The organism is Corallococcus macrosporus (genome assembly GCF_017302985.1).
Classification (GTDB): domain Bacteria; phylum Myxococcota; class Myxococcia; order Myxococcales; family Myxococcaceae; genus Corallococcus; species Corallococcus macrosporus_A.
Genome location: NZ_JAFIMU010000005.1, coordinates 43,317 through 67,309 on the forward strand (window position 1 = coordinate 43,317; position 23,993 = coordinate 67,309).

General features: G+C 70.7%; 18 protein-coding genes. 17 read left to right on the forward strand and 1 reads right to left on the reverse strand.

Features of this window, described 5'->3' with window-relative positions:
* Nucleotides 1-32 precede the first annotated feature (32 nt).
* The 9 genes from JYK02_RS09860 (at nucleotide 33) to JYK02_RS09900 (ending at nucleotide 8,893) form a co-directional block, all read left to right on the forward strand.
* Nucleotides 33-686: a methyltransferase family protein gene (locus tag JYK02_RS09860; RefSeq protein WP_207050651.1), complete on the forward strand. Its 654-nt coding sequence runs from the start codon at nucleotides 33-35 to the stop codon at nucleotides 684-686.
* 274 nt (nucleotides 687-960) lie between these two features.
* Nucleotides 961-2,265, forward strand: a complete 1,305-nt coding sequence (locus JYK02_RS09865) for a TolC family protein (protein WP_242588613.1) — start codon at nucleotides 961-963, stop codon at nucleotides 2,263-2,265.
* A complete protein-coding gene (locus JYK02_RS09870; protein WP_207050652.1) occupies nucleotides 2,243-3,718 on the forward strand; it encodes a multicopper oxidase family protein in 1,476 nt (491 codons plus the stop codon). Before JYK02_RS09865 ends, JYK02_RS09870 begins: the two co-directional genes overlap by 23 nt.
* 14 nt (nucleotides 3,719-3,732) lie before the next feature.
* Complete coding sequence (locus tag JYK02_RS09875) at nucleotides 3,733-4,425, forward strand: VOC family protein (RefSeq protein WP_207050653.1); 693 nt, start codon at nucleotides 3,733-3,735, stop codon at nucleotides 4,423-4,425.
* 72 nt (nucleotides 4,426-4,497) lie between these two features.
* A complete protein-coding gene (locus tag JYK02_RS09880; RefSeq protein WP_207050654.1) occupies nucleotides 4,498-4,983 on the forward strand; it encodes a PH domain-containing protein in 486 nt (161 codons plus the stop codon).
* Complete coding sequence (locus tag JYK02_RS09885; RefSeq protein ID WP_207050655.1) at nucleotides 4,973-6,496, forward strand: PH domain-containing protein; 1,524 nt, start codon at nucleotides 4,973-4,975, stop codon at nucleotides 6,494-6,496. Before JYK02_RS09880 ends, JYK02_RS09885 begins: the two co-directional genes overlap by 11 nt.
* 448 nt (nucleotides 6,497-6,944) lie before the next feature.
* Nucleotides 6,945-7,949: a DUF2380 domain-containing protein gene (locus JYK02_RS09890; RefSeq protein WP_347402461.1), complete on the forward strand. Its 1,005-nt coding sequence runs from the start codon at nucleotides 6,945-6,947 to the stop codon at nucleotides 7,947-7,949.
* Nucleotides 7,946-8,416 carry an NUDIX hydrolase gene (locus JYK02_RS09895; RefSeq protein ID WP_207050657.1) on the forward strand — a complete coding sequence of 157 codons (471 nt, stop codon included), beginning with the start codon at nucleotides 7,946-7,948 and terminating at the stop codon, nucleotides 8,414-8,416. The genes JYK02_RS09890 and JYK02_RS09895 overlap by 4 nt, the downstream gene beginning before the upstream one ends.
* Before the next feature lie 6 nt (nucleotides 8,417-8,422).
* Complete coding sequence (locus JYK02_RS09900; protein WP_207050658.1) at nucleotides 8,423-8,893, forward strand: NUDIX hydrolase; 471 nt, start codon at nucleotides 8,423-8,425, stop codon at nucleotides 8,891-8,893.
* Nucleotides 8,894-8,898: 5 nt separating this feature from the next.
* On the opposite strand, the gene JYK02_RS09905 is transcribed toward JYK02_RS09900, so the two are convergent.
* Nucleotides 8,899-10,596, reverse strand: coding sequence for a dihydroxyacetone kinase family protein (locus JYK02_RS09905; protein ID WP_207050689.1), 1,698 nt, complete (start codon nucleotides 10,594-10,596; stop codon nucleotides 8,899-8,901).
* A gap of 286 nt (nucleotides 10,597-10,882) precedes the next feature.
* Between JYK02_RS09905 and mxcK the strand changes: the two genes are divergently transcribed.
* The 8 genes from mxcK to JYK02_RS09945 all read left to right on the forward strand — a co-directional run bounded on the left by mxcK (nucleotide 10,883) and on the right by JYK02_RS09945 (nucleotide 23,932).
* Nucleotides 10,883-12,109: a myxochelin export MFS transporter MxcK gene (gene mxcK, locus JYK02_RS09910; RefSeq protein ID WP_207050659.1), complete on the forward strand. Its 1,227-nt coding sequence runs from the start codon at nucleotides 10,883-10,885 to the stop codon at nucleotides 12,107-12,109.
* A 31-nt stretch (nucleotides 12,110-12,140) separates the two neighbouring features.
* Nucleotides 12,141-13,424 (forward strand): myxochelin B biosynthesis transaminase MxcL, encoded by a 1,284-nt coding sequence (gene mxcL, locus JYK02_RS09915; RefSeq protein ID WP_207050660.1) that lies wholly within the window; start codon nucleotides 12,141-12,143, stop codon nucleotides 13,422-13,424.
* 155 nt (nucleotides 13,425-13,579) lie between these two features.
* Entirely contained in the window at nucleotides 13,580-14,353 is a 774-nt protein-coding gene (locus tag JYK02_RS09920) for a 2,3-dihydro-2,3-dihydroxybenzoate dehydrogenase (RefSeq protein WP_207050661.1), read from the forward strand.
* 44 nt (nucleotides 14,354-14,397) lie between these two features.
* Entirely contained in the window at nucleotides 14,398-15,687 is a 1,290-nt protein-coding gene (gene dhbC, locus JYK02_RS09925) for an isochorismate synthase DhbC (protein ID WP_207050662.1), read from the forward strand.
* Nucleotides 15,684-17,318: a (2,3-dihydroxybenzoyl)adenylate synthase gene (locus JYK02_RS09930; protein ID WP_207050663.1), complete on the forward strand. Its 1,635-nt coding sequence runs from the start codon at nucleotides 15,684-15,686 to the stop codon at nucleotides 17,316-17,318. Before dhbC ends, JYK02_RS09930 begins: the two co-directional genes overlap by 4 nt.
* A 14-nt stretch (nucleotides 17,319-17,332) precedes the next feature.
* Nucleotides 17,333-18,238 (forward strand): isochorismatase family protein, encoded by a 906-nt coding sequence (locus JYK02_RS09935; RefSeq protein WP_207050664.1) that lies wholly within the window; start codon nucleotides 17,333-17,335, stop codon nucleotides 18,236-18,238.
* Between the two features lie 46 nt (nucleotides 18,239-18,284).
* Nucleotides 18,285-22,655 carry a myxochelin non-ribosomal peptide synthetase MxcG gene (gene mxcG, locus JYK02_RS09940; protein ID WP_207050665.1) on the forward strand — a complete coding sequence of 1,457 codons (4,371 nt, stop codon included), beginning with the start codon at nucleotides 18,285-18,287 and terminating at the stop codon, nucleotides 22,653-22,655.
* Nucleotides 22,652-23,932: a 3-deoxy-7-phosphoheptulonate synthase gene (locus JYK02_RS09945; RefSeq protein ID WP_207050666.1), complete on the forward strand. Its 1,281-nt coding sequence runs from the start codon at nucleotides 22,652-22,654 to the stop codon at nucleotides 23,930-23,932. Before mxcG ends, JYK02_RS09945 begins: the two co-directional genes overlap by 4 nt.
* The last annotated feature ends 61 nt before the right edge of the window (nucleotides 23,933-23,993 follow it).

A 23,993-nucleotide genomic window follows, 5' to 3' on the forward strand; every position in this document is an offset into this window, starting at 1 on the left:
AGCGTGGGGGAACGCAGCTGGAGGTTCCCATCATGGACGTCACCACCTTCACCCGGCCGGCCCTGCCCGCCGCCACCCTCGCCTTCCTCCTCTTCGCCATGGTGCTGCCGTCGGTGCGCCTGCGCCGCCGCACGGGCCGCCCGGCGCTGGTGCTGCACCGTTCGGGGCCGCCGCTCCAGCGCGTCATCGGCGTGGGCATGGGGCTGTTCATGGGGGCCATCGTGCTGTGGAGCGCGGCGCACCTGGCCTTCGGCGAGCCGGCGCTGGGCGTGTGGCACGTGCCGGATGCGCTCCGGTGGAGCGGCTGGGCCCTGGTCGCCGTCGGGTTCGCCGTCACGGTGCGGGCCCAGGTGGAGATGGGCGCGTCGTGGCGCATCGGCATCGACTCCGAACGGACGGAGCTGGTGACGGGCGGCCTCTTCGGCGTCGTGCGCAACCCCATCTTCAGCGGGATGCTCGTCGTGGTGACGGGCATCACGCTCGCGACGCCGAGCGCCTGGACGGTGATGGGCTGGCTCGACTACCTGCTGCTGGTGTCGCTCCAGGTGCGGCTGGAGGAGGACCACCTGCTGCGCCTGCACGGTGGCGCCTATCAGCGCTACGCGGCGCGCGTGGGCCGCTTCATCCCGGGCGTGGGCCGGCTCGAGTCACCGGGCCTGGACACCGCGCCGCGCATCACAGTGTGACGTCGACGGTCACACCCCACCCCCAACGCCGATGAGAGCGTGCGCCTCCGGACGCCGTCATTCCGGGGGCTTGCACTACCTGACGCCATGGCCCGGCCCTTGCTCGACAGGCGCCGGTGTCCTGGCTGCCGTACGGGCACGTCCATTTTCGAGGTCTCGTGTGCACTGGAAACTCCCCTGGCTCCCCGCAGTTCTGCTGCTCGGTGGCTGCGCCTCCATCCAGAAGGAGCGCGGTCACCTGGAGGTGGCGGCACTCGTGGAGGAGCGGACAGGCTTGAAGACGCGCTGGAACCAGGGCACCCCCGAGGACGCCCGGGTTCAGCAGCACCTGGACGCCCTGCTGGCCGGCGACCTCACGTCGGATCACGCGGTGGAGGTGGCGCTGCTCAACAACCCCGCGCTCCAGGGGACGTACGAGGAGCTGGGCGTGTCGCAGGCGGACATGGTGCAGGCCGGGCTGCTCACCAATCCATCCTTCGACGGGAGCATCGGCTTCCCGCTGTCCTCGGACGGCGGCATCGAGCACGAGTTCTCCATCGTGCAGAACTTCGTGGACCTGTTCACGCTGCCCCTGCGCAAGCGCGTGGCGAAGGAGCAGTTCCTGGCGGACACCCTGCGCGTCGCGCACGAGGCCCTGGCCACGACGGCGGAGGTGCGCCAGACGTTCACGGAGGTGCAGGCCCTGCAGCAACTGGTGGCGCTGCGCCGCGAGGTCTTCCAGGCCGCGGACGCGGCGGCGGACCTGTCCCAACGGCAACGCGCCGCGGGCAACGTCACGGTGCTGGCCCTGGCCACCGAGCAGGCCGCGCTGGAGCAGGCGCGACTGGAGCTGTCCCAGGACGAGCTGGCGCTGTTCGAAGCGCGCGAACACCTCAACCGCCTGATGGGCCTGTTCGGCCCAAGGATCCAATGGACGCTGGCGCAGAAGCTGCCCGAGGTCCCCGCCACCGAGGCGTCGCTGGAGCACCTGGAGACGCTGGCCATGAAGCAGCGGCTGGACATCGACGCGGCCCGCAAGCAGGTGTCGCTGTTGTGGAACGCGCTGGAGCTGGCGCGCAGCACGCGCTTCTTCGGCCGCGTGGACGTGGGCGTGCACACGCACCGCGACGCGAACGGGCCGCGCCTGCTGGGGCCCACGCTGTCGCTGGAGCTGCCCATCTTTGATCAGCGTCAGGGGCTCATCGCGAAGCTGGAGGCGCAGCACCGCCAGGGCGAGGACCGGCTGACGGAGCTGGCGGTCAACGCCCGCTCGGAGGTGCGCGCCACGAGGGCGAAGCTGATGACGCTGCGGAACATGGCGGAGCGCTACCAGAAGGTCGTGCTCCCGCTGCGGAGCACCATCCTCGAGGAGTCGCAGCGCCAGTACAACGCCATGCAGATCGGCCTCCCCGCGCTCCTCATCGCACGACGCGAACAGGTGGAGGCCTGGAGGGCCTACCTGGAGACGGTCCGCGATTACTGGATGGCGCGCGCCGACCTGGAGCGCCTGGTGGGCGGACGCCTGCCCGGGGCCTCCGCGCCCACGCCCGCCACTCCCCCTTCCCCCGAGCCCACCCATGAGCACCATGAAGCCCACTGACGAAACCCAGGGCCCCTCCGAGGACACGCGGTCCGAGGCCCCCGAAACCCTCACCTCGCTCAGCCGCCGCGGCCTGCTCGCGCGCACCGGTGCCACGCTGGCGACAGGCGCCCTGCTGATGCACGGCCGCGCCGCCCAGGCGCAGTCCAGCGTGCCCGGCGCGCACGGCCCGCGTGAAGGCTCGGCGGCGGACACGGGCGGCAAGGTCGCGCGGCAGTCGCACCTGCCCCCCGGAAAGGAAGGCCGCGACTACCGTCCTGTCGTCGTGCCCAACGGCGCGAAGCTGCCGTGGAAGGTCGTGGACGGCGTGAAGGTGTTCCACATGGTGGCCGAGGAGGTGGAGCACGAGTTCGCGCCCGGCCTCAAGGCCATGTGCTGGGGCTACAACGGCCATGTGCACGGGCCCACCATCGAGGTGGTGGAGGGAGACCGCGTGCGCTTCTACGTCACGAACCGGCTGCCCGCGTCCACGACGGTGCACTGGCACGGCATCCTCCTGCCCAGCGGCATGGACGGCGTGGGTGGGCTGAACCAGAAGGCCATCGCGCCGGGAGAGACGTACCGCTACGAGTTCACGGTGCGTCAGTCGGGGACGGGGATGTACCACTCGCACCACGACGAGATGACGCAGATGGCGCTGGGCATGGTGGGCCTGTTCATCATCCACCCGCGCAAGCCGGTGGGGCCGCGCGTGGACCGGGACTTCGCCATCATGCTGCATGAGTGGCGCATCGACCCGGGCACGCGGCGTCCGGACCCGAACGAGATGACGGACTTCAACGTGCTGACGATGAACGCGAAGGCGTTCCCGGGCACGGAGCCGCTCGTCGTGCGCAAGGGCGAGCGGGTGCGGATCCGCTTCGGCAACCTGAGCGCGATGGACCACCACCCCATCCACCTGCACGGCTTCCAGTTCCGCATCACGGAGACGGACGGAGGCCGCATCGCGGAGAGCGCGCAGTGGCCGGAGACGACGGTGCTGGTGCCCACGGGAAGCACGCGCACCATCGAGTTCGTCGCGGACGAGCCTGGCGACTGGGCGATGCACTGCCACATGACCCACCACGTGATGAACCAGATGGGCCACGACCTGCCGAACATGGTTGGCGTGAAACCCGGCGGCCTGGACGCGAAGGTGCGGCCCCTGCTGCCCGGCTACATGACGATGGGGCAGACCGGGATGGGAGACATGGCGGGCATGCACCACATGCCCATGCCCGCGAACTCCATCCCCATGGTGGGCGGCAAGGGCCCCTACGACGAGATCACCATGGGAGGCATGTTCACGATCCTCAAGGTCCGCGACCGCCTGGACGGAGAAGGAGACCCGGGCTGGTACACCCCGCCGCCGGGCACGCAGGCGCAGCTCGCCAACGCGGACGAACTGCGCCGGGACGGCATCGACGTGGGGGCGCCGCCGCCCACCCCACCCACGGGCCACCAGCACGGCTAAGCTCGGACTCCGAGATGACGAACGGCTTCTGCTGGTACGAGCTCAGGACCTCCCGGCCCGACGACGCGCGGCGCTTCTATTCGAGCGTGCTGGGAACACCTGCCGTGGGGGAGATCACCGTCCTGCCGGAAGCCGCGGCGGCCCGGGGCGCGCCCAGTCACTGGCTGGGCCACCTCGACGTTCCCGACCTGGAGCCCGCCGTGCAGCGCTTCATCGCACAGGGCGCCGAGCGGCTGGGACCGCCTCGCAGGTCCGCGGAAGGCATCCTGTCCACCGTGCTGCGGGATCCGTTCGGCGCCGTGGTCGCGCTGACGTCACGAATGGGGCGCGAGACGCACGCGGAGCTGGCGTGGCATGAGCTGCACACCCTCGACCAGGAACGCGCCTTCGCGCTCTACAGTGGCTTGTTCGGCTGGCGCCCCACCGAAACGCTTCAGCTGTCCCCCGAAGTCGGGACGTATCAGCAGTTCACCTGGCGCGAGGACGCGCGGAGCGTGGGCGCGGCTTGCAGCACCGCGCGCCTCCCGCACATCCATCCGCACTGGCTCTTCTACTTCGCCGTCGACGACCTGGACCGGGCCCTCGCGGCGGTCGAAGCCGGCGGAGGGCTCGTGGCTGGTGGCCCGCATGTCATGCCGGGCGGATCCCGCGTCGCCCCCTGCGAGGATCCGCAGCGGGCCGCGTTCGGCCTGTGTCAGCGCCTGTAGCAGCATCTTCAGGGCAGGGATCCAGCGGAATGGACGAATGAGGTAGATTCGGGATTCCCCGGAGGACATCCCATGACCGCCCCTCTGCCGACGCTGGAACGCCTTCCTCGCGGAGCGCTCACGTTGTTCCGCATCCGTGCGCTCCTGCGCATGGGCATCTACGGGGCAATCACCTTCGCCGTGGCGCTGGGGTTGAGCTTCGCGGGCAACGAGCGCTGGCCGTTCCTGCTGCCGTGCGCGGTGGTGCTGGGGCTGAGCGTGTTGACGGCGTGGTATCCGCAGCGCGCGCACGAGCGCTGGGGTTGGGCCTTGCGCGATCACGATCTGGTCATCTCCCACGGAGTGCTCCTGCAAGAGGTGGTGTCCATCCCAGCGGGGCGCATCCAGCACGTGGACGTGCACCAGGGGCCCATCGAAAGGTCGCTGGGGCTCGCGCGCCTGCAGATCTACACGGCGGCGGGCAGTGGCGCGGACGGAGAGATTCCGGGCCTGGCGCGCGAGACAGCGGATGCCCTGCGCGAGCGGTTGGTGCGGCGCGAGGCCGACGATGTCGTCTGAGCCGGTGGCGCTGGCCTCCCCGGAGGAGGTCCCCTGGAAGAAGTTGAGCCCGAAGGCCCCGCTCGCGGCGCTGCTTCCTCTGTCCGGGATGATCGGGCGCATCTTCCTGGGCGCGCTCCTGCCCACGTTCTTCGCGCGCGAGCAGGGCCTGCCCATCATCCTCCTGGTCATCGTGGCGAGCGTGGCGGTGCTGATGCTCGCCGCCGGACTCTACGAGGTGGCCACGACGAGCTACCGCGTGGTGGGCGCCCAGCTGGAGATCCGCTCCGGCATCTTCACGCGCACGTCGCGCTTCATCGAAGCCGCGCGAGTGCAGAACACGGAGGTGTTGCAGCCCTTCGTGTCGAAGTTGCTCGGGCTGGTGGAGGTGAAGGTGGAGACGGCCTCCGGAGGCAAGGCGGACGGCCACCTGCGCGGGCTGACGCCGGAGGACGCGCAGGCGCTGATCCACGCGCTTCAGGCCGTGCGTCGCGAAGGAGCAGCGGTGCTCCTGCCCGGCGACGCCGCGCCCGAGGAGCGAGTGCTCTCCGAGGCCCGCCTGGGAGGTCTGCTGCTCTACGGCGCGACCGCCCTGGGCCTCGGCGTGCTCGCGGTGGCGATGGGCGCGATGCATGAAATCGCCGAGACGTTCCACAAGCTGTTGCTGCCATGGATGGAAGCCCATTGGGAGGCGCTGGCGGCACCGGGCATGGTGTGGCTGTCCGCGACGGTGGCGGCGATCGCGGGCCTGTTCGGCCTGTGGCTGGTGAGTGGGGCGCGAGCGGTGTTGCAGTTCCACGGCTTCCGGCTGGTGGACACGGGCACGCACCTGCGAGCGGTGGGCGGGCTCATCACGCGCCGCCAGGTGACGGTGCGGCGGGCGCGAATCCAGCAGGTGGTGCTGGATGAACCGCTCCTGCGCCGGGCATTGGGCTTCGGTTCGGTGGAGGTGGAGACGGCAGGCGTTCGCACGGGCAGGCAGTCCGAGGACCGCGCGGAGTTGCTGGTGCCGGTGGTGCCCACGGCGCGAATGCCGGAGCTGTTGAAGGACTTCGTCCCGGAGCTGCCCGACGCCATGTCCTTCCAAGGAGCGCATCCTAAGGCGCTCCTGCGAGCACGGATCCGAGCGGTGGGCCTGAGCGTACTGGTGGCCGCACCCGCGACCTGGTTCTGGGGAGCGTGGGGAGCGGTGGCATGGCTCCTGTTGCCAGCGCAGCTATTCGGAGCGTGGTTCGACTGGCGCTTCCAGGGATGGCTCGTGACGGAAGCGTTGGTGGTGGTGCGCCAGGGTTTCTGGCGCCGGCGAACGACGGTGGTGCAGCGCTCCCGCATCCAGTCCGCCCGAGCGAGACAAGGCCCTCTGGAGCGAGGCTACGGAGTCGCGCACGTGCGAATCGACGTAGCAGGTTCACACGTGATCCTGCCAAGCGTGAGCTGGGCGGAAGCGCAGTCGCTCATCGACGTGCTCCCCGCGCGAAGGCCCACGCGTCATGCGCCGCTCGCAACGCTCCCGGACGTACGGCTTCCCGGGTAGCTGCGGGGCCCGCTGGGAGAGGCTGATGCACGAAGGCGTCGTGGCGCTGTGCATGCTGTTGCTGCTCTCGGGTTGCGCAGGTGTCGAGCCGCAATCCCGTCGGAGCGGCCCAGGGGTCTTCCGTCAGGGGGCGGCGTACACGCCGGAGGAAACCCAGGAGCGTCGGCGACCCGCGGCCCCAAGGTCCGGGAGCCGGGCTGTGCCTCCTGCGAATGCCGCTCCGACCTACCGGGCGATCATCGCGGCGCTTGGGGAAGTGAAGGGCTCGGTGGAGGGCATGGTCCGTGAGTTCCCCAGGCTCGCGGAGAACCCGAAGGGCCTCGGGGGCTCTGACGGCGTCTTCACGCGGAACACCGACTACGGCTCCATCCAGGTGCCATGGCTGCGGGGTGCACTCACGCGAGCCACGTCACTCGCCGAAGCATCAGGAACAGTAGGGGATCCCGACATGCAGCTGGGAATCCTCCGGCTCACGGGGACGCGTCTTCAGGCCGCAACGTCCGGCGCGATGCTTCTGGCGACATGGCTCGACTTCTTGCGGCTCGCGGAGGTCATCCGGCAGGAGTGCCCATTCTACGGAGCCGAGCGGCTGTTCGTGGACCTGGACCGCGTGCAGAAGCGAGTGGAGCCCGCCATGACGGCGTTCGCCTCACTGGACCCGGACGAGGTGGAGGCCGCGGCCATCGCGATGCCTCAACTGATGGGTCACCTCACGCGCGAGTTCCAATCCATCCAGGAGGGGGCGCGCATCGCGATGGAGCGCGGTGGAAGGGTCGTCGCAGCAGCCCAGTTCCTGGAGATGGTCACACTGGTTTCGACGCTGAAGGCGACGCTGCCCAGACCACCACCCGCCGCGCCCGTAACCCTGGGCACAAGCCTCGTGATGGGCTCAGGAGGCCTGATGATGGGCACCCGCATCGTCGTCAGCGCCGAGTGGGTGGAGCAGATGCGCCGGCTCGTCCAGGCCGGAGTTCTCTCCGCCCCCGTTGTCAGCGCGGCGGTCCGCATCCATGCAGGTCAGGTGCTGATGGCGCAGGAGAAGCAGGACCTGCCCAAAGGCGTGCGCGAGGCACTGGGAGACAGCCCCGAGGTTCGCGCCATGCACGAGACCGGCAGGGCCGGAGCCGGGATGTCCAGCGCACCGAAGCACCACGTCCTCCCGCAGGAACACCGCGAGTGGTTCGAGAAGCGCGGCTTCAAGGGCGAGATGGACATCGACCAGTTCTGCGTCCGGCTGGAGCAGTCCCACCACGAAGCCATTCACGGCGGCGGCGACTGGCGCCTGGGCCGCACATGGCCCAGGGAGTGGAACCGGCACGTCATGAATCTCCTCCGAGACGGCGAAGCCAACACAGGCCGCTTGTTGACGCGAGATGAGATCCTGAAGATCGTCGCGGTGGAAATGCGGCGCTTCGACATCCCGATGGCTTTCAGTCCTGGAAGGAAGCGATGACCGACGGGCGTTCGTGGCAAGGAGATTGGAAGAGCCGCCTGTATGCGCGCGTCCGTGAACGCGGCTACGACTCCCTCACAGCCTTCGCGGATGCGCGCCCTACAGCCTCACTGGTGCAGCTGGCCGAGGAGTTGGGCAAGGACGACATTGCCGGAGTCCAGGTGTTCACCGGCCTGGTAGCAGAAGCCGAGCGAAGCAAGCGCCTCACCAGACTGGTTCGTAGCCAACTGGTGCGCGAGCTGTCAGAGGATTTCCCAGCGGGCTGGCCGGCGACAATGACCGACGACACTCGGTTCACGATTGGCCATGCACTCGCACGGTGGTGTAGCTACACGCCGCAGACACATGAGGCACGCGTCAGGCGGGTCCGTGATGCCCTCCTTGCGTCACCACCACCGTCCGGCTGGCGTCCACTCAGTCCCGACGACACGTTGCTTCTCACACTCCTCCCCGACGACGAGGCATGATCCTCGGTGGCTGATGGACGCGCATGGATCGGCAACTGGATTGTGCGTCTCCACGAGCGGGTCCGCGAGCGTGGCTACGCTTCCATCACCGCGTTCGCCGATGCGCGTCCTACCGCTTCGCTGGTGGACCTGGCGGAGGAGCTGGGAAAGGACGACATCGCAGGCGTTCAGATCCTGAACGAACTATTCGCTGAGGCGGAGCAGCGCAGACAGGTCACACGTTTCGTGCGGGATGTACTGGCGCGCCTGCTGTCACAGAGTCTCCCCAACGGCTGGCCGGCTGTCGTGGACGACGTGACTCGCTTCCAAATCGCCAAGGCCCTCGGTTCGTGGTCCGTCTACATCCCTGATGCGTATCAGGACCGTGCGGATCAGGTCATGGAGACCCTTCGCGCTCAGCCACCTCCCACCGGCTGGCGCCCGCTAGGTCCCGACGACGAGCTGCTCCTCACGCTCCTGCCTGACGACGAAGCCTGACCGCTTCAGCCCCGAAGCCCGCTCAGCGCCTTCATCCAGATGACGACCGCCACCGCGCCCGCGTCCGGAATCCCTTTCGCGCGATCTCCCAGGTAGCTGGCCCGGCCCAGGCGCGGCGACATGCTCGCGGTCGCTTCGGCGCCCTGCTCCGCCGCTCGCGTCGCCTCCGTCCATCCCTCCGCCAGTGACCGTCCCTCGCGAACGGCACGCGTGAGCGCCACCGCCGCCGGGTGCAGCGCGTCCACCATCGTCCGGTCTCCCGGCCGCGCCCCGCCCAGCTCCGACACCGCTTCCACTCCCACCTCGAACGCCTTCGCCCAGGCCGCCGCGTCCACCGGCTTGCTCGCCAGGTAGCGCGCTGCCCGCAGCAACGCCGTCGCGTAGAACGGCCCGGAGCTGCCTCCGATGTTCCGGCGCAGCGCCTGCCCCAGCTCCGTCAACGCACCGGACGGCATGGCCCATGCCCGCTCCGGCAACGCACGGATCGCCGCCGCGCCTCGTGCCAGGCTCAGGCCCAGGTCGCCGTCTCCTGCCTGGCTGTCCAGCTCCGTCAGCCGCGCCTCGGCCGCGTCCCAGGCGTCCGCCACCGCCAGCGCTGCCTCGCGCACCCGCGCCATCACGGGCTGGGGCTTCGGATGGCCTTCCACCGTCGGCAGCGCCTCGCGCGTCGCCACCACCTTCCGGTCCAGCACCACCTGCCCACGCCCCGGCCACGCCGGCGCCTCCGTGGGCGCGTCCAGCCTCGCGAGCCGCGCGTCATCCACCTTCAACAACGTCAGCGAACACCCCGGCATCTCCAGCGCCGACAGGAACGTGCCCTGCCATGCGCGCTCCACCTTCACGCCCCGCTCACCCAGGAACGCCAGCGCCCGGCGCATCACGATGGCCAGCTCCATGGGCGGCGTGCCTCCCAGCCCGTTGACCATCAACGCCACACGGTCGCCCCGGCCCACCTTCCGGTCCTCCACGATGGCCGACAGCAACGTGTCCACCAGCGCGTCCGCCAGCTGCATCGCCACGCGGCGCACGCCCTGCTCGCCGTGGATGCCCAGCCCCAGCTCCACCTCTCCCTCCCCCAGCGTGAAGCCCGGCCGGCCCGCCGCCGGCACCGTGCACGGCCCCAGCGCCACGCCCATGCTGCCCAGCATCGCGGCAGCCTCCGTCGCCTCGCGCGCCACCTCCGCCAGCGACGCTCCCGCCGCCGCGGCGGCCCCCGCTATCTTGTGCACCAGCACCACGCCCGCGATGCCCCGGCGACGCTCGGGCGCCACCGTGTCCCGCAGAGCCACGTCGTCCGCCACCACCACCACTTCCGTGGGGATCCCCTCCGCCCGCGCCAGCTCCGCCGCGAGCCCGAAGTTGAGCCGATCCCCCGTGTAGTTCTTCACGATGAGCAGCGCCCCCGCCGTCCCCGCCACCGCGCGGATCGCCGCCAGCACCGCGTCCGTGCTGGGTGACGTGAACACGTCCCCCGCCACCGCCGCGTGCAGCATCCCCGTCCCCACGTAGCCCGCGTGCGCCGGCTCGTGCCCGCTGCCGCCGCCCGACAGCACCGCCACCTTCCGCGCCCCCAGTGCCGCCGGCACGTCCGCGCGCACCACCACCGTCTCCCCCTCCAGCAACGCCTGCCCCGGAGCGAGCGCCACGAACCCTTCCAGCATCTCCTGGACCACTGCGCGCGGCGCGTTGACGAGCTTCTTCACCATCGACTCCTGGGCGGAAGGGAAACGGGAAACGGCGCTCGACGCCCACCCTTCCGCCCCGCATCCACCCCGTCAAGCCACACGAAGGATGCAAGCCCGCCGCCAAACGATTCCGTACCGCAACCCGCTTTCCCATTGACTCCCGGAGTTTTCTGAAGATGATTCTCATTATCATTCGCTGAGCAGCAACAAATCACGGCGGTCCGGCGCGAAGCGCGCCCGGGCCTGGCCGAGCCCTGTCTGGCATTGGCCGGTCAGGTCAGGGCCGACGTGTGTCTGGATTCAGGTGATTGTCTTGAGTGCTCCATCCCCCGCCGCGCGAGAGCGCACGCTGCTGTGGCTCCTGGCGGCGGTGCAGTTCACCCACGTCGTCGACTTCATGATGCTGATGCCGCTGGGCCCGCTGCTCATGCAGCGGCTCTCGCTGTCAGCGACGCGGTTCGGAGCGCTGGTGTCCGCGTACACGCTCGCGTCCGCGGCCATGGGCGTGCTGGGCGTGTTCTGGTTGGATCGCCTGGAGCGCAAGCGCACGCTGCTCATGCTCTACGCGGGCTTCATCGCCGCCACGCTCCTGTGCGGAGCGGCCACCGGTGCCACGGGCCTGCTCATCGCGCGCACTGTCGCAGGCGCCTGCGCGGGACTGATGGGCGCGGTCGTCATCGCCATCGTCAGCGACATGGTGCCGGCGGAGCGCCGGGGCCAGGCCATCGGCACCGTGATGACGGCCTACGCTTTGTCCGCCGTGGCGGGCGTGCCGCTGGGACTGGGGCTCGCGAACCTGGGCGGCTGGCGCTCGCCGTTCATCGTCCTCGCCGGGGTCGCGGGGCTCGTGTGGCTGCTGCTCCTGCGCTTCCTCCCCCGCGTGGACGGACACCTGGCCCAGACCTCCGGCGCCGCGTCCCCCATCTCCGGCTTCACGCCGCGACTGGCCCTGGGCTGGGGCCTCACCTTCACGGTGGTGTTCGCCAGCTTCCTGCTCATCCCCTACCTGGGCGCCTTCATGGTGGGCAACGTGGGCCTGACGCTCACGGACCTTCCATGGGTGTACCTGGTGGGCGGCGCGGCCACGTTCGTCAGCTCGCACTGGATTGGACGGCTGGCGGACCGGATGGGGCCCGCGCGCGCGCTGGCGCTGCTGCTCGTCGCCACCATGGTGCCGCACCTGCTCTTCACGCACCTGCCGCCGTCCCCCCTGCCGGCGGTGACGCTGGTGTTCGTGCTCTTCATGACGCTCACCTCCGGCCGCGCCATCCCCACCATGGCGCTCGTGGCGTCGCAGGTGCCGCCGTCGCTGCGAGGCCGCTACCTCGCGGTCAACATGGCCGCCAGTGACGGCGCCTCCGGGCTCGCCGCGTGGATGGGGGGCCTGGTGCTCACCACCGCGCCGGACGGCACGCTCATCGGCTTCGCGCAGCTGGGCTGGCTGGCGGTGGGCATCTCCGCGCTCGCGCTCGGGCTCCTGTGGAACTTCGCCGGCCGCGCCGTGCGGCTGGACGCCACGCCCGCACCCTGAATCCCTCTCAAACCCCTCACCAGGACCCGCCATGTCCCAGACAGCACCGCGTCACCCCTCCCTGCCCCGCCCCATCGTGGGTGACATCAAGCTGGAGCGCTCCAACCAGCTGCTCGCCGAGGCCCGCAGGTGGGTCCCCGGCGTCACCCAGACGATGATGAAGAAGCCGGACCACTTCGCCCCCGGCGCCTTCCCCGTGTTCCTCGCCAGGGGCAACGGCGCGCTGGTGGAGGACGCGGACGGCCAGGAGTACATCGATTACATCCAGGCGCTGGGCGCCAACATGCTGGGCCACAACCACCCGGCCGTCGCGGAGACCATCCGCAAGCACCTGGCGGAAGGCATCATCCACTCGCTGCCCACGCCCGTGGAGGTGTCCTCCGTGAAGGCGCTGGTGGAGGTGATTCCGGGCGCGGAGATGGCCCGCTTCTTCAAGACGGGCGCGGATGCCACCTCCGCCGCCGTGCGCCTGTCGCGCCACCTCACCGGCCGCGAGCACATCGTCACCGTGGGCTACAACGGCTGGCACGACCACTTCATGTATGACACGCCGGGCGTGCCCCCGACGGTCGCGAAGCTCACCACGCGCCTGCCGCTCTTCACGCCTCCGGACGAGCCCGCGCTCCTCGAGCACATCGAGAAGCACGGCGCGCAGCTGGCCTGCGTGTTGCTGGCCATCCCGTACAACCGCACCGTCACCCGCGAGTTCCTCCTCCAGGTGAAGGAGACCTGCGCGAAGCACGGCGTGCTGTTCGTCCTGGACGAGGTCGTCACCGGCTTCCGCCTGGCCCTGGGCGGCGCGCAGCAGTACTTCGACGTGCGGGCGGACTTCGTCACGCTGTCCAAGGGCATCGCCGCGGGCATGCCCCTGTCCGCCATCGCGGGCCCGGAGAAGTACCTCTCCCGCCTGAGCGAGTTGCAGGTGTCCACCACCTTTGGCGGCGAGATGCTCTCCCTGGCCGTGTGCGAGGCCGTCATCAACGAATACCGCCGCACGAACTACATCGAGCACATCGCCAGCCTCGGCCGCCGCCTGCGCGACGGCGTCAACGCCCACGCACGTGAGACGGGCTCCAGCCTGGAGGTCATCGGCTACGACGCCGTGCCCTTCTTCCGCTTCAGCAAGGTCATCCCCGAGCACATCGAGAAGATGATCCCCTTCCAGGCCGGCATGGCCCGCCGGGGCGTCATCCTCCGCCGCGACCTCAACTTCATCAGCGCCGTGCACACCGTGGAGCAGATCGATCACACCATCGCCGCCGCCGGCGAGGTGCTCCGCGAGCAGGCCGCGAGCGCGAAGGCCAGCGCCGCCTGAGCCTGAAACATCCGCGTGCCCCGCACTGCTGAAGCCAGACACCGGACGGTTCCGCGTTTGAGCCTTCTTGACAGGAATTCATGACCATGGCACTTCCAGGCCCTGAAAATGAGAATGGTTCTCATTTTCATTCAAACAATCGGAGCGAGCGGGTGATGGCTTCGACGACGGGACACGCGGTGGTGACGGGCGCGGCGCAGGGCATTGGCGCGGCGGTGGCGCGCAAGCTGGCGCGCTCGATGCCGGTCGCGGTGTTCGATCAGAACGCCGCCGGGCTGGAGCTGCTGGTGGCGGAGCTGCGCCAGCAGGGCCTGAAGGCCACGGCGTTCCCGGTGGACGTGCGGGACAAGGACGGCATCGAGGACGCCATCGCGCACGTCGAGTCGAAGCTGGGCCCCATCCAGGTGCTGGCCAACGTGGCGGGCATCCTGCGCGTGGGCTCGGTGCTCACGCAGAGCGACGCGGACTGGATGTCCACGTTCGCGGTCAACACCCACGGCGTGTTCCACGTCTCGCGCGCGGTGGCGAAGCACATGGTGCCCCGCCGCTCGGGCGTCATCGTGACGGTGGGCTCCAACGCGGCCGGCGTGCCGCGCATGCAGATGGCGGCCTACGCGGCGTCCAAGGCCGCCTCCACCATGTTCACCAAGTGCCTGGGGCTGGAGCTGGCCCAGTACGGCATCCGCTGCAACGTCGTGTCCCCCGGCTCCACCGACACCGCCATGCAGCGGGGCATGTGGACGGATGACTCCGGCCCCGAGCGTGTCATCGCGGGCTCGCTGGACACCTTCCGCACGGGCATCCCCCTGCGCCGCATCGCCACGCCGGACGACATCGCGGACGCGGTGGTGTTCCTCACGTCCGACCAGGCCCGGCACATCACGATGCACGACCTGTGTATCGACGGCGGCGCCACGCTGGGCGTCTAGCGCGCCCGCGACGCTGCCCCTCCCCGCATCACCCCGAGTTGAGAATGATTCCTGATACCAAAATCGTTGGACGGCAGCAGGACGCGCGGACGGTGGACGGCGTGGTGGGCGCGCCGGCCGTGGCGCGGGAGCCGGAGCAGGAGGCGCTGTCGGCGCGGCTCCTGCGCGACTACGACGCGGGCGCGTTCTTCTTCGCTTCTCCCCGCCGCACGATGCTGGCGCGCGGCGTGTTCGCCACGGTGCCGGACGCGGGCGGGACGAACTCGCTGGACGGCCTGCCGGAGCGCTTGGCGTCGGTGCTGAACGCGTCTCGCGAGGCGGCGCACGACATCCCGGTGGCGGTGGGCGCGGTGCCCTTCGACGGCAAGGTGGCTGCGCAGCTGGTGGTGCCCATGACCATCCAGCGCGCGGGGCCCATGGTGTTCGACGGGGCCGCCACCGCGCGCTCGCCCCTGGCCGGGCAGTACACGCTGCGCCCCGTGCCGGAGCCCTCCGCGTACAAGGACGGCGTGGCGGCGGCGCTGAAGCTCATGCAGGAGGGACCGCTGCGCAAGGTGGTGCTGTCGCGGTCGCTGCACGTGGACACGGCGGCGCCCGTGGACCTGCGGCAGCTCCTGCACAACCTGGCCCGGCGCAACCCGCATGGCTACACCTTCGCGGTGGACCTGCCGCAGCACGCGGACGCGGCGCCCGGCGCGGGGCGGCGCACGCTCATCGGCGCGAGCCCGGAGCTGCTGGTGGCGCGCTCGGGCCTCCAGGTTTTGGCCAATCCGCTGGCGGGCTCCGCGGCTCGCAGCGCGGATCCGGTGGAGGACCAGGCGCGGGCCACGCGGCTGATGGCGTCGCCCAAGGACCTGCACGAGCACGCGGTCGTCATCGACGCGGTGGCGGAGGCGCTGCGGCCCTTCTGCAAGACGCTGGACGTGCCCAGGGGCCCGTCGCTCGTGAGCACGCAGACGATGTGGCACCTGTCCACCCGCATCACCGGTGAGCTGAAGGATCCGTCCATCACCTCGCTGACGCTGGCGCTGGCCATGCACCCCACCCCGGCGGTGTGCGGTCACCCGACGGCGCTGGCGCACGCGGCCATCGGGAGCATCGAGCCGTTCCACCGCGGCTACTTCACGGGCACCGTGGGCTGGTGCGACGCGAACGGCGACGGGCAGTGGGCCGTCACCATCCGCTGCGCGGAGGCGGACGAGCGCACCCTGCGGCTGTTCGCGGGCGCGGGCATCGTCGTGGGCTCCACGCCGGAGGCGGAGCTCGCGGAGACCGAGGCCAAGTTCCGCACCATGCTCCAGGCCATGGGCCTGGGCCTCGAGGTGCAGCCGTGAGCACCTCGCGTGAGCACCTGCCCGGCTGCCCCACCTGGCCGGAGGACTTCGCCCGGCGCTACCGCGAGGCCGGCTACTGGCGGGGGGAGACCTTCGGTCAGCTCCTGCGCGACCGCGCTCGGGACTTCGGGTCGCGCGTGGCGCTGGTGGGCGGCGCGCACCGCTGGACGTACGCGGAGCTGGACGCGCGCGTGGACCGGCTGGCCGCGGGCTTCCACGCGCTGGGCATCCGCGCGCGCGACCGCGTGGTGGTGCAGCTGCCCAACGTGCCGGAGTTCTACGAGGTCATCTTCGCGTTGTTCCGCATGGGCGCGCTGCCGGTGTTCGCGCTGCCGGCGCACCGCGCGTCGGAGATCGGCTACTTCTGCGCGTTCACGGAGGCCGTCGCCTACGTCATCCCGGACCGCTTCGGCGGCTTCGACTACCGGGGGCTCGCGGAGCAGGTGAAGGCCGCCACGCCCACGCTGAAGCACGTGCTGGTGCTGGGGGATGCGGGTGCGCATACGCCGCTCGCGTCCGTCGCCACGGAGCCCGTGACGCTGGAGGGACCTTCGCCGTCGGACGTGGCGTTCTTCCAGTTGTCCGGTGGCAGCACCGGCGTGCCCAAGCTCATCCCGCGCACGCACGACGACTACATCTACAGCCTGCGCGCCAGCGTGGACGTGTGCCGGTTCACGCAGGAGACGGTGTACCTGTGCGCGCTGCCCGCGGCGCACAACTTCCCGATGTCCTCGCCCGGCGTACTGGGCACCTTGTACGCCGGAGGCACGGCGGTCATGGCGCTGAGCCCCAGCCCGGACGTGGCCTTCCCGCTCATCGAGCGCGAGCGCGTCACCGTCACCGCGCTGGTGCCGCCGCTGACCATGGTGTGGCTGGACTCGACGTTGGCGAAGAAGCACGACCTGTCCAGCCTGAAGGTCCTCCAGGTGGGCGGCGCCCGGCTGAGCGACGAGGCCGCCGCGCGCGTGCGCCCCACGCTGGGCTGCGGACTCCAGCAGGTCTTCGGCATGGCCGAGGGCCTGGTGAACTACACGCGGCTGGACGACCCGGAGACGCGCATCGTCACCACGCAGGGCCGTCCCATGTCGGACGCGGACGAGCTGCGCGTGGTGGACGACGACGACGTGCCGGTGGCGCCCGGTGAGACGGGGCACCTGCTCACGCGCGGGCCGTACACCATCCGCGGCTACTACAAGGCGGAGGCGCACAACGCCAAGGCCTTCACGTCCGACGGCTTCTACCGCACGGGCGACCTGGTGCGGCTGACGCCCGAGGGCGACCTCGTGGTGGAGGGCCGCGCGAAGGATCAGATCAACCGCGGCGGCGACAAGGTCGCGGCGGAGGAGGTGGAGAACCATCTTCTCGCGCACCCTTCCGTGAGCGACGCCGCGGTGGTGGCCATCCCGGACAAGTTCCTGGGCGAACGCACCTGCGCCGTCGTCATCCCCCGCGGCGAGGCCCCCGCCCCCTCCGCGCTCAACGCCTTCCTGCGCCAGCGCGGCCTGGCGTCGTTCAAGATCCCCGACCGCATCGAGTTCGTCGCGGCCTTCCCGCAGACGGGCGTCGGCAAGGTCAGCAAGAAGGCGCTGCGCGACAGCCTGCGCCAGTCCCTCTCCACCCCTTCTCCCTGACACAGGAGCCCTCCATGGCACTGCCTGCCATTGCCCCCTATTCCATGCCCGGCGCGGCGGACCTGCCCCGGAACAAGCTCTCCTGGACGCCGGAGCCCCGGCGCTGCGTCCTGCTCATCCACGACATGCAGCGCTACTTCGTGGACGCCTTCACTCAAGGGCAGTCCCCGGTGACGGAGCTGGTGGCCAACATCCAGCGCCTGCGCGCGCACGCGGTGAAGCTGGGCATCCCCGTCGTCTACTCCGCGCAGCCCGGAGACCAGACACCCGAGCAGCGCGGCCTCCAGCTCGAGTTCTGGGGCCCGGGCGTCCGCGCCGGCCCGAAGCAGCAGATCATCGAAGCGCTCACCCCGGCGGAGGGCGACACCGTCCTCACCAAGTGGCGCTACAGCGCGTTCCGCAACACGCGCCTGATGGACCTGATGCGCGAGCAGAACCGCGACCAGCTCATCATCTGCGGCATCTACGCGCACATCGGCTGCCTCCAGACGGCCAGCGACGGCTCCATGAGCGAGGTGCGCCCGTTCCTCGTCGCGGACGCCGTGGCGGACTTCTCGCTGGAGAAGCACCGGATGGCGCTGGACTACGCGTCGCAACTGGTCGCGTTCGTCACCTCCACGCAGCAGCTCATCGACGCCATGCCGGTGCAGGCGGCGGCCGCTTCCGTGGACCGTGAGCAGCTTCGCGCGGACGTGGCGGAGCTGCTGATGGAGTCCGCGTCGGCGATTGGCGAGGACGACAACCTGCTGGAGCGCGGCATGGACTCCATCCGCCTGATGAGCCTGGTGGAGCGCTGGCGGCAGGGCGGCACGGAGGTGTCCTTCGTGGAGCTCGCGGAGAAGCCGACGCTCACCGACTGGTACGCGCTGCTCGCCGCGAAGCAGCCCGTCGCGATGGCCCCTGGCGCTCGCGCTTCCTGACCCGCCTTTGGGGCGGTCCCCTCTTCCCCCTCGGAGTTCCCCCGTCATGTCTCCCCCATCCCAGGACCACCGCCCGCTGACCGCGGCCCAGCACGGCATCTGGGTGGGGCAACAGCTCGACCTGAACAGCCCCGTCTACAACGCCGGGGAGTGCATCGAGTTCCGGGGCGCGGTGGATCCGGTGCGCTTCGAATCCGCCCTTCGCAAGGCGGTGGCGGACGCGGACGCGTTGCACTCGCGCTTCGTCGCGGGCTCGGAGGGCCCGGTCCAGCGCATCGACGCGGGCACGGACTGGACGCTCCAGCGCGTGGACCTGAGCGGTGAGGCGGATTCCTGGGCCGCCGCGCAGGAGTGGATGTGGAAGGACCTGGGCCGCACGGTGGACCTGGCCACGGGGCCGCTGTTCGCGCAGGCGCTGCTCACGGTGGGGCCGGAGCGGTCCTTCTGGTTCCAGCGCATCCACCACATCGCGATGGATGGCTATGGCTTCTCGCTGCTCGCCCGGCGGGTGGCGGAGCTGTACACGGCCGAGGTGACGGGCAAGGCCGCGCCGGCGGGGTTCAGCCGGCTGGGGCCCGTGCTGGACGAAGACGTCGCGTACCGGAGCGGTCCCCTGCTCCAGAAGGACCGTGACTTCTGGGTGGGGCGCTTTGAAGACGCGCCGGTGCCTCCGCTGCTCGCGGAGGCGGCGCCCATGTCGTCGCGGTTCCTGCGGCGCTCGGAGCACCTGAGGCCGGAGCTGATGGCGGCGCTGCAGGCGGGCGCGAAGCAGGCGGGCGTGAGCTGGTCCGACCTGGTGCTGGCGGTGACGGCCAGCTACCTGCATCAGCGCACGGGCGCGGCGGAGGCCGTCCTGGGTCTGCCGGTGATGGGCCGGCTGGGTTCGGCGTCGCTGCGCGTGCCGTGCATGGCCATGAACATCGTGCCACTGCGCATCGCGGTCCGGCCGGACGCGGGGCTGTACGCGCTGGCCCGCGACGTGGCGGCGGAGATGAAGGCTGCGCGTCCGCACCTGCGCTACCGCTATGAGCAGTTGCGGCGTGACCTGCGCCTCGTGGGTGGGCAGCGCAAGCTGTTCGGCCCCGTCGTCAACATCATGCCGTTCGACTACGCCCTGGACTTCGCGGGCGTGCCGGGCACGGCGCACAACATCTCCGCGGGTCCGGTGGAGGACCTGTCTTTCGGCTTCCATGCGCGCTCGGGTGGAACGGGCCTGCGAGTGGACCTGGACGCGAACCCGGCTTGCTACACGGAGGCCGCGCTCCAGGAGCACCAGCGAGGGTTCCTCCAACTGCTGGAGTCGATGCTCGCCCAACCGGAGCAGCCGGTGCGTCGCTCCGCGTCGGGCACGGTGGGCTCCGTGCTGGACGGTGGGCCGGTGCCGCCGGTGCGCCCCGTGCTGGAGCTGCTGAAGGCCCAGGCCGAGATCCGGCCGGACGCGATCGCGCTGGAGCACGGCCGCTGGCGGATGACCTACCGTGAGCTGGTGACGGAGTCGCGGGCGCTGGCGTCGCGGCTGGTGGAAGCGGGCGTGAGGCCCGACACGACGGTTGCGGTGAAGGTGCCCCGAGGCATCGACGCCATCATGTCCAGCCTGGGCATCCTGTTCGCGGGAGCAGGCTACCTGCCCATCGACCCGGCCGGCCCCGCCACGCGCAACACGGCCATCCTCCAGGACGCAAAACCCACCGTGATGGTGGTGTCCCAGCGCCCCTCGCCCGACGCGGATCCGACCGCGCGCGGCATCCTTGTCGTGCAGCGACTGGAGCAGCACAACGGTTCCAGCCCCACCGGCGTTGCGCCCGAGAATGCCCAGCGGATGGACACGCGCGATGCTGAGCTCGCGTCGATCGCGGAGGCCCGGCTCGCTTACGTCATCTACACGTCGGGCTCCACCGGTCAGCCCAATGGCGTGCAGATCACGCACGGGGCACTGGCCCACTTCGTCGCGAGTGCGACGCAGCGTTACAGCGTCGGTCCCGAGGACCGGGTGCTTCAGTTCGCCCCGCTCCACTTCGATGCCAGCGTGGAGGAGATCTTCGTCACGCTGTGCGCGGGCGCGCGGCTGGTGCTTCGCACAGATGAGATGCTCCAGTCCGTGCCTCGCCTCATGGAGGCGTGCGCGGAAGCGGGGATCACCCTGCTCGACCTGCCCACTGCCTTCTGGCACGAGCTGGCCTACAGCCTGTCCACCGGAGCCGCCCGGCTGCCCGACTCCCTCCGCACCGTCATCATCGGTGGTGAAGCCGCGCTTCCGGAGCGCATCGCCCGGTGGCGGGACATCGCGGGCGACCGCGTCCGCCTGCTCAACACCTACGGTCCCACCGAGGCCACCGTCGTCGCCACCGTCGCCGCGCTCGCGGGACCGGATGCCCTGCCGTCCGGTGACGAGGTCCCCATCGGCCGGCCTCTGCCCGGGGTCGTCGCGGCCGTCATCACGCCCCAGGGGCGCCTGGCCTCCCCCGGCAAGGAGGGCGAGCTGTGTCTGATGGGTGGCGCGCTTGCTCGCGGCTACCTGGGCCGCCCGGAGCTGGATGCCGCCCGCTTCACCCGGCTGGACGCGGTGGAGGGAACGCCCCGCGCCTACCGCACCGGCGACAAGGTGCGAGTGCGCGACGACGGTCAGCTCGTGTTCGTGGGCCGTGTGGACGACGAGTTCAAGATCAGCGGCCACCGCATCGACCCGGGCGAAGTCGAAACCGTGTTGCTGAAGTATCCCGGTGTCCGTGAGGCCGCCGTCGTCGGACAGGTGCTGCCGGGCGGGTCGCGCCGGCTGTGCGCTCACCTGGTGTCCTCTCCCGAGCCCTCGCCCGCGGAGCTGCGCAAGCACCTGCTCGCGGCGCTCCCTGCTCCCATGGTTCCCGGGGCCTTCGCCTTCGCGTCGCGGCTGCCTCGCACCAGCACCGGGAAGATCGACCGCAACGCCCTCAAGAACGCGATGCCGCCGGATGAGAGCGCCGCGCTGCTCGCCTCCGCGACGCCCATGGAGCGCACCGTGATGGAGGTCTGGGAGCAGGTGCTGGGCCGCGCCGCCACGTCGCTCCAGGACGACTTCTTCGAACTGGGCGGCCAGTCCCTCCAAAGCATCCAGGTGGCCAACCGGCTGGGCATCGCCGTGGGCCGCGAAGTCCCCGTGGCCACCGTCTTCAAGCACCCCACCGTGTCCGGCCTCGCGCAGGCGCTCCAGGGCGAAAGCACGGGCGGCGCGGAGTCCGGCGGCCTCACGCCCGCGATGCTCGCGGACGCGGAGCTGGGCGAGGACGTCGTCCCCTCCACCACCGCCGAGGCCTGGGCTCGCGAGCTGCCTCACCGGGGACAGGGCTTCCGCCAGGTCCTCCTCACGGGCGCCACCGGCTTCGTCGGCGCGCACCTGCTCCACCAGCTCCTGACCCGCACGGACGCGCGCGTCATCTGCCCCGTTCGCGCGAAGGACGAAGCGCAGGGCATGGAGCGGCTGCGCTCAGCGCTGTCCGGCCAGAAGCTGCCCACAGCGGGCATCGAGTCCCGGGTGCTCGCGCTGCCGGCGGACCTCTCCCAGCCCCTGCTGGGCCTGGATGCCACGCGCTTCCACGGCCTTGCCGCCGAGTGTGACGCCGTCATCCACAACGCCGCCGTGGTCAGCGTGGTGCGCGAGTACGGCAGCCTCCAGGGCGTCAACGTGCGCGGCACGCGCGAGCTGCTGAAGCTGGCCGCCGCCGTCCGCCCCAAGCCCTTCCACTACGTGTCCACGCTCGCCGTCGCGCCCCAGGCGAACCTGTCCCCGGACGTGCCGGAGGCCTTCGTCCCCGCGCACCCCGGCCTGCGGGACGGCTACCAGCAGAGCAAGTGGATCGCGGAGCGGCTGGTGCAACAGGCGTCCGAGCGCGGCCTGCCCGCGACGGTGTACCGCCTGGGCCGCGTCGTGGGCGCGCCCGACACCGCGCTCGTCAACACGCAGGACCTGGTCTGGCGCATCGTGCTCGCCGGACTGCCGGTCCGCGCCCTGCCCCTCCTGGACGTGGGCGAGGTGTGGACGCCGGTGGACTTCGTCGCCAGCGCCATCGTCCAGTTGGCTCGCGCGTCGCATCCGGGCGCGGTGTTCAACGTGACGCCCGCGGCGGAGGTCCGCCTGCCGGAGCTGTTCGGCTGGGTGCGCGACTACGGCTACCCGCTGGACCTGTGCCCCGTGCCGGAGTGGCGCGACCGCGTCGCGAAGGGCGCTGGCGGCCACGACGCCACGCTCGCGTTCTTCGACCTGCGCAGCGGGGACTCCACGCCGGCCTTCGGCCTGGGCCCCATCCGCTGCGAACGGCTGCTGGCCGCGCTGGAGGGCACCGGCGTCCGCTGCCCTCGCACCGACCGCCAGCTCCTCCACCGCTACCTCGACTCCTGCGTCGCGCAGGGAATCCTGCCCCCGAAAGTGACGGCGCTCCCGTGACGAACTCCCCCTGGTCCCCCTCCTCCTGGCGCGCGAAGCCGGTCCGCTACATCCCCGACGACTACCCCGACCCCACCGCCCTCGCGCGCGTGGAGGCGGAGCTGGCGCGGCTGCCGCCCCTGGTGCACGCCGAGGAGACCCGCCGCCTGCGCGAAGCCCTGGGCCAGGTCGCCGAGGGCAAGGCCTTCCTGCTCCAGGGCGGCGACTGCGCGGAGAGCTTCAAGGAGTTCTCCGCGAAAAATATACGCGGCACCTTCCAGCTCCTGCTCCAGATGGCGGGCGTGCTCACGTTCGCGGGCGGCTGCCCGGTGGTGAAGGTGGGCCGCATCGCGGGCCAGTTCGCCAAGCCGCGCTCCAACGCCACGGAGACCGTCAACGGCGTCACCCTGCCCAGCTACCGCGGCGACATCATCAACGGCATGGACTTCGACGCGCGCGAGCGCACGCCGGATCCCCAGCGCCTGCTGCGCGCGTACCACCAGTCCGCGGAGACGCTGCAACTGGTGCGGGCCTTCGCGCGCGAGGGCTACACGGACCTGACCCGGCTGCTGGGCCACCGCCCGGAGGCCGAAGGCGCCGTGCGTCCCGTGGACTTCTTCACCAGCCACGAAGCCCTCCTCCTCAACGTCGAGCAGGCCATGACCCGCGCCGACGAGACGACGGGCGGCTGGTACGACACGTCCGCGCACATGCTCTGGATTGGCGAGCGCACCCGCCAACTGGACGGCGGCCACGTGGAGTTCATGCGCGGCATCCAGAACCCCATCGGGCTCAAGTGCGGTCCCACGATGGAGCCGGACGACCTGGTGCGCCTCATCGACACGCTCAACCCCCAGGGCATCCCGGGGAAGCTCACGCTCATCGGCCGCTTCGGTTCGGATCAGGTCGCCGCGCGCCTGCCCCGCCTGATGGCCGCCACCCGGCGCCACGGCAGCCCCGTGGTGTGGTCCATCGACCCGATGCACGGCAACACGCACAAGGCCAGCAACGGCTACAAGACGCGCTCGCTGGAGCGGATCCTCGCGGAGGTGATGGGCTTCCTCCAGGTCGCCGCCGCCGAGGGCGTCCACCCCGGAGGCCTCCACCTGGAGATGACCGGCCAGGACGTCACCGAGTGCCTGGGCGGCCCGCTCGACGTGTCCGAGGACGACCTCTCCGACCGCTACCACACGCACTGCGATCCCCGCCTCAACGCGGATCAGGCGCTCCAGCTCGCGTTCCGCGTCGCGGACGGCCTGCACACCACCGTGCGCACCCCGCAGGACCGCGCGGCCTGACTTGCCCTGCAGCCTTGACAGCCCGGATATCGAGCGGCTAAACGTCGCGCCGTTGAAAATG

Excerpts from the sequence above, each read along its gene's own strand:
- JYK02_RS09920 (WP_207050661.1), top strand. The coding sequence starts at position 13,580 with ATGGCTTCGACGACGGGACACGCGGTGGTGACGGGCGCGGCGCAGGGC.
- JYK02_RS09870 (WP_207050652.1), top strand. The coding sequence starts at position 2,243 with ATGAGCACCATGAAGCCCACTGACGAAACCCAGGGCCCCTCCGAGGAC.
- JYK02_RS09885 (WP_207050655.1), top strand. The coding sequence starts at position 4,973 with ATGTCGTCTGAGCCGGTGGCGCTGGCCTCCCCGGAGGAGGTCCCCTGG.
- JYK02_RS09875 (WP_207050653.1), top strand. The coding sequence starts at position 3,733 with ATGACGAACGGCTTCTGCTGGTACGAGCTCAGGACCTCCCGGCCCGAC.
- mxcL (WP_207050660.1), top strand. The coding sequence starts at position 12,141 with ATGTCCCAGACAGCACCGCGTCACCCCTCCCTGCCCCGCCCCATCGTG.
- JYK02_RS09880 (WP_207050654.1), top strand. The coding sequence starts at position 4,498 with ATGACCGCCCCTCTGCCGACGCTGGAACGCCTTCCTCGCGGAGCGCTC.
- dhbC (WP_207050662.1), top strand. The coding sequence starts at position 14,398 with ATGATTCCTGATACCAAAATCGTTGGACGGCAGCAGGACGCGCGGACG.
- mxcG (WP_207050665.1), top strand. The coding sequence starts at position 18,285 with ATGTCTCCCCCATCCCAGGACCACCGCCCGCTGACCGCGGCCCAGCAC.
- JYK02_RS09935 (WP_207050664.1), top strand. The coding sequence starts at position 17,333 with ATGGCACTGCCTGCCATTGCCCCCTATTCCATGCCCGGCGCGGCGGAC.
- JYK02_RS09895 (WP_207050657.1), top strand. The coding sequence starts at position 7,946 with ATGACCGACGGGCGTTCGTGGCAAGGAGATTGGAAGAGCCGCCTGTAT.
- JYK02_RS09860 (WP_207050651.1), top strand. The coding sequence starts at position 33 with ATGGACGTCACCACCTTCACCCGGCCGGCCCTGCCCGCCGCCACCCTC.
- JYK02_RS09890 (WP_347402461.1), top strand. The coding sequence starts at position 6,945 with ATGCAGCTGGGAATCCTCCGGCTCACGGGGACGCGTCTTCAGGCCGCA.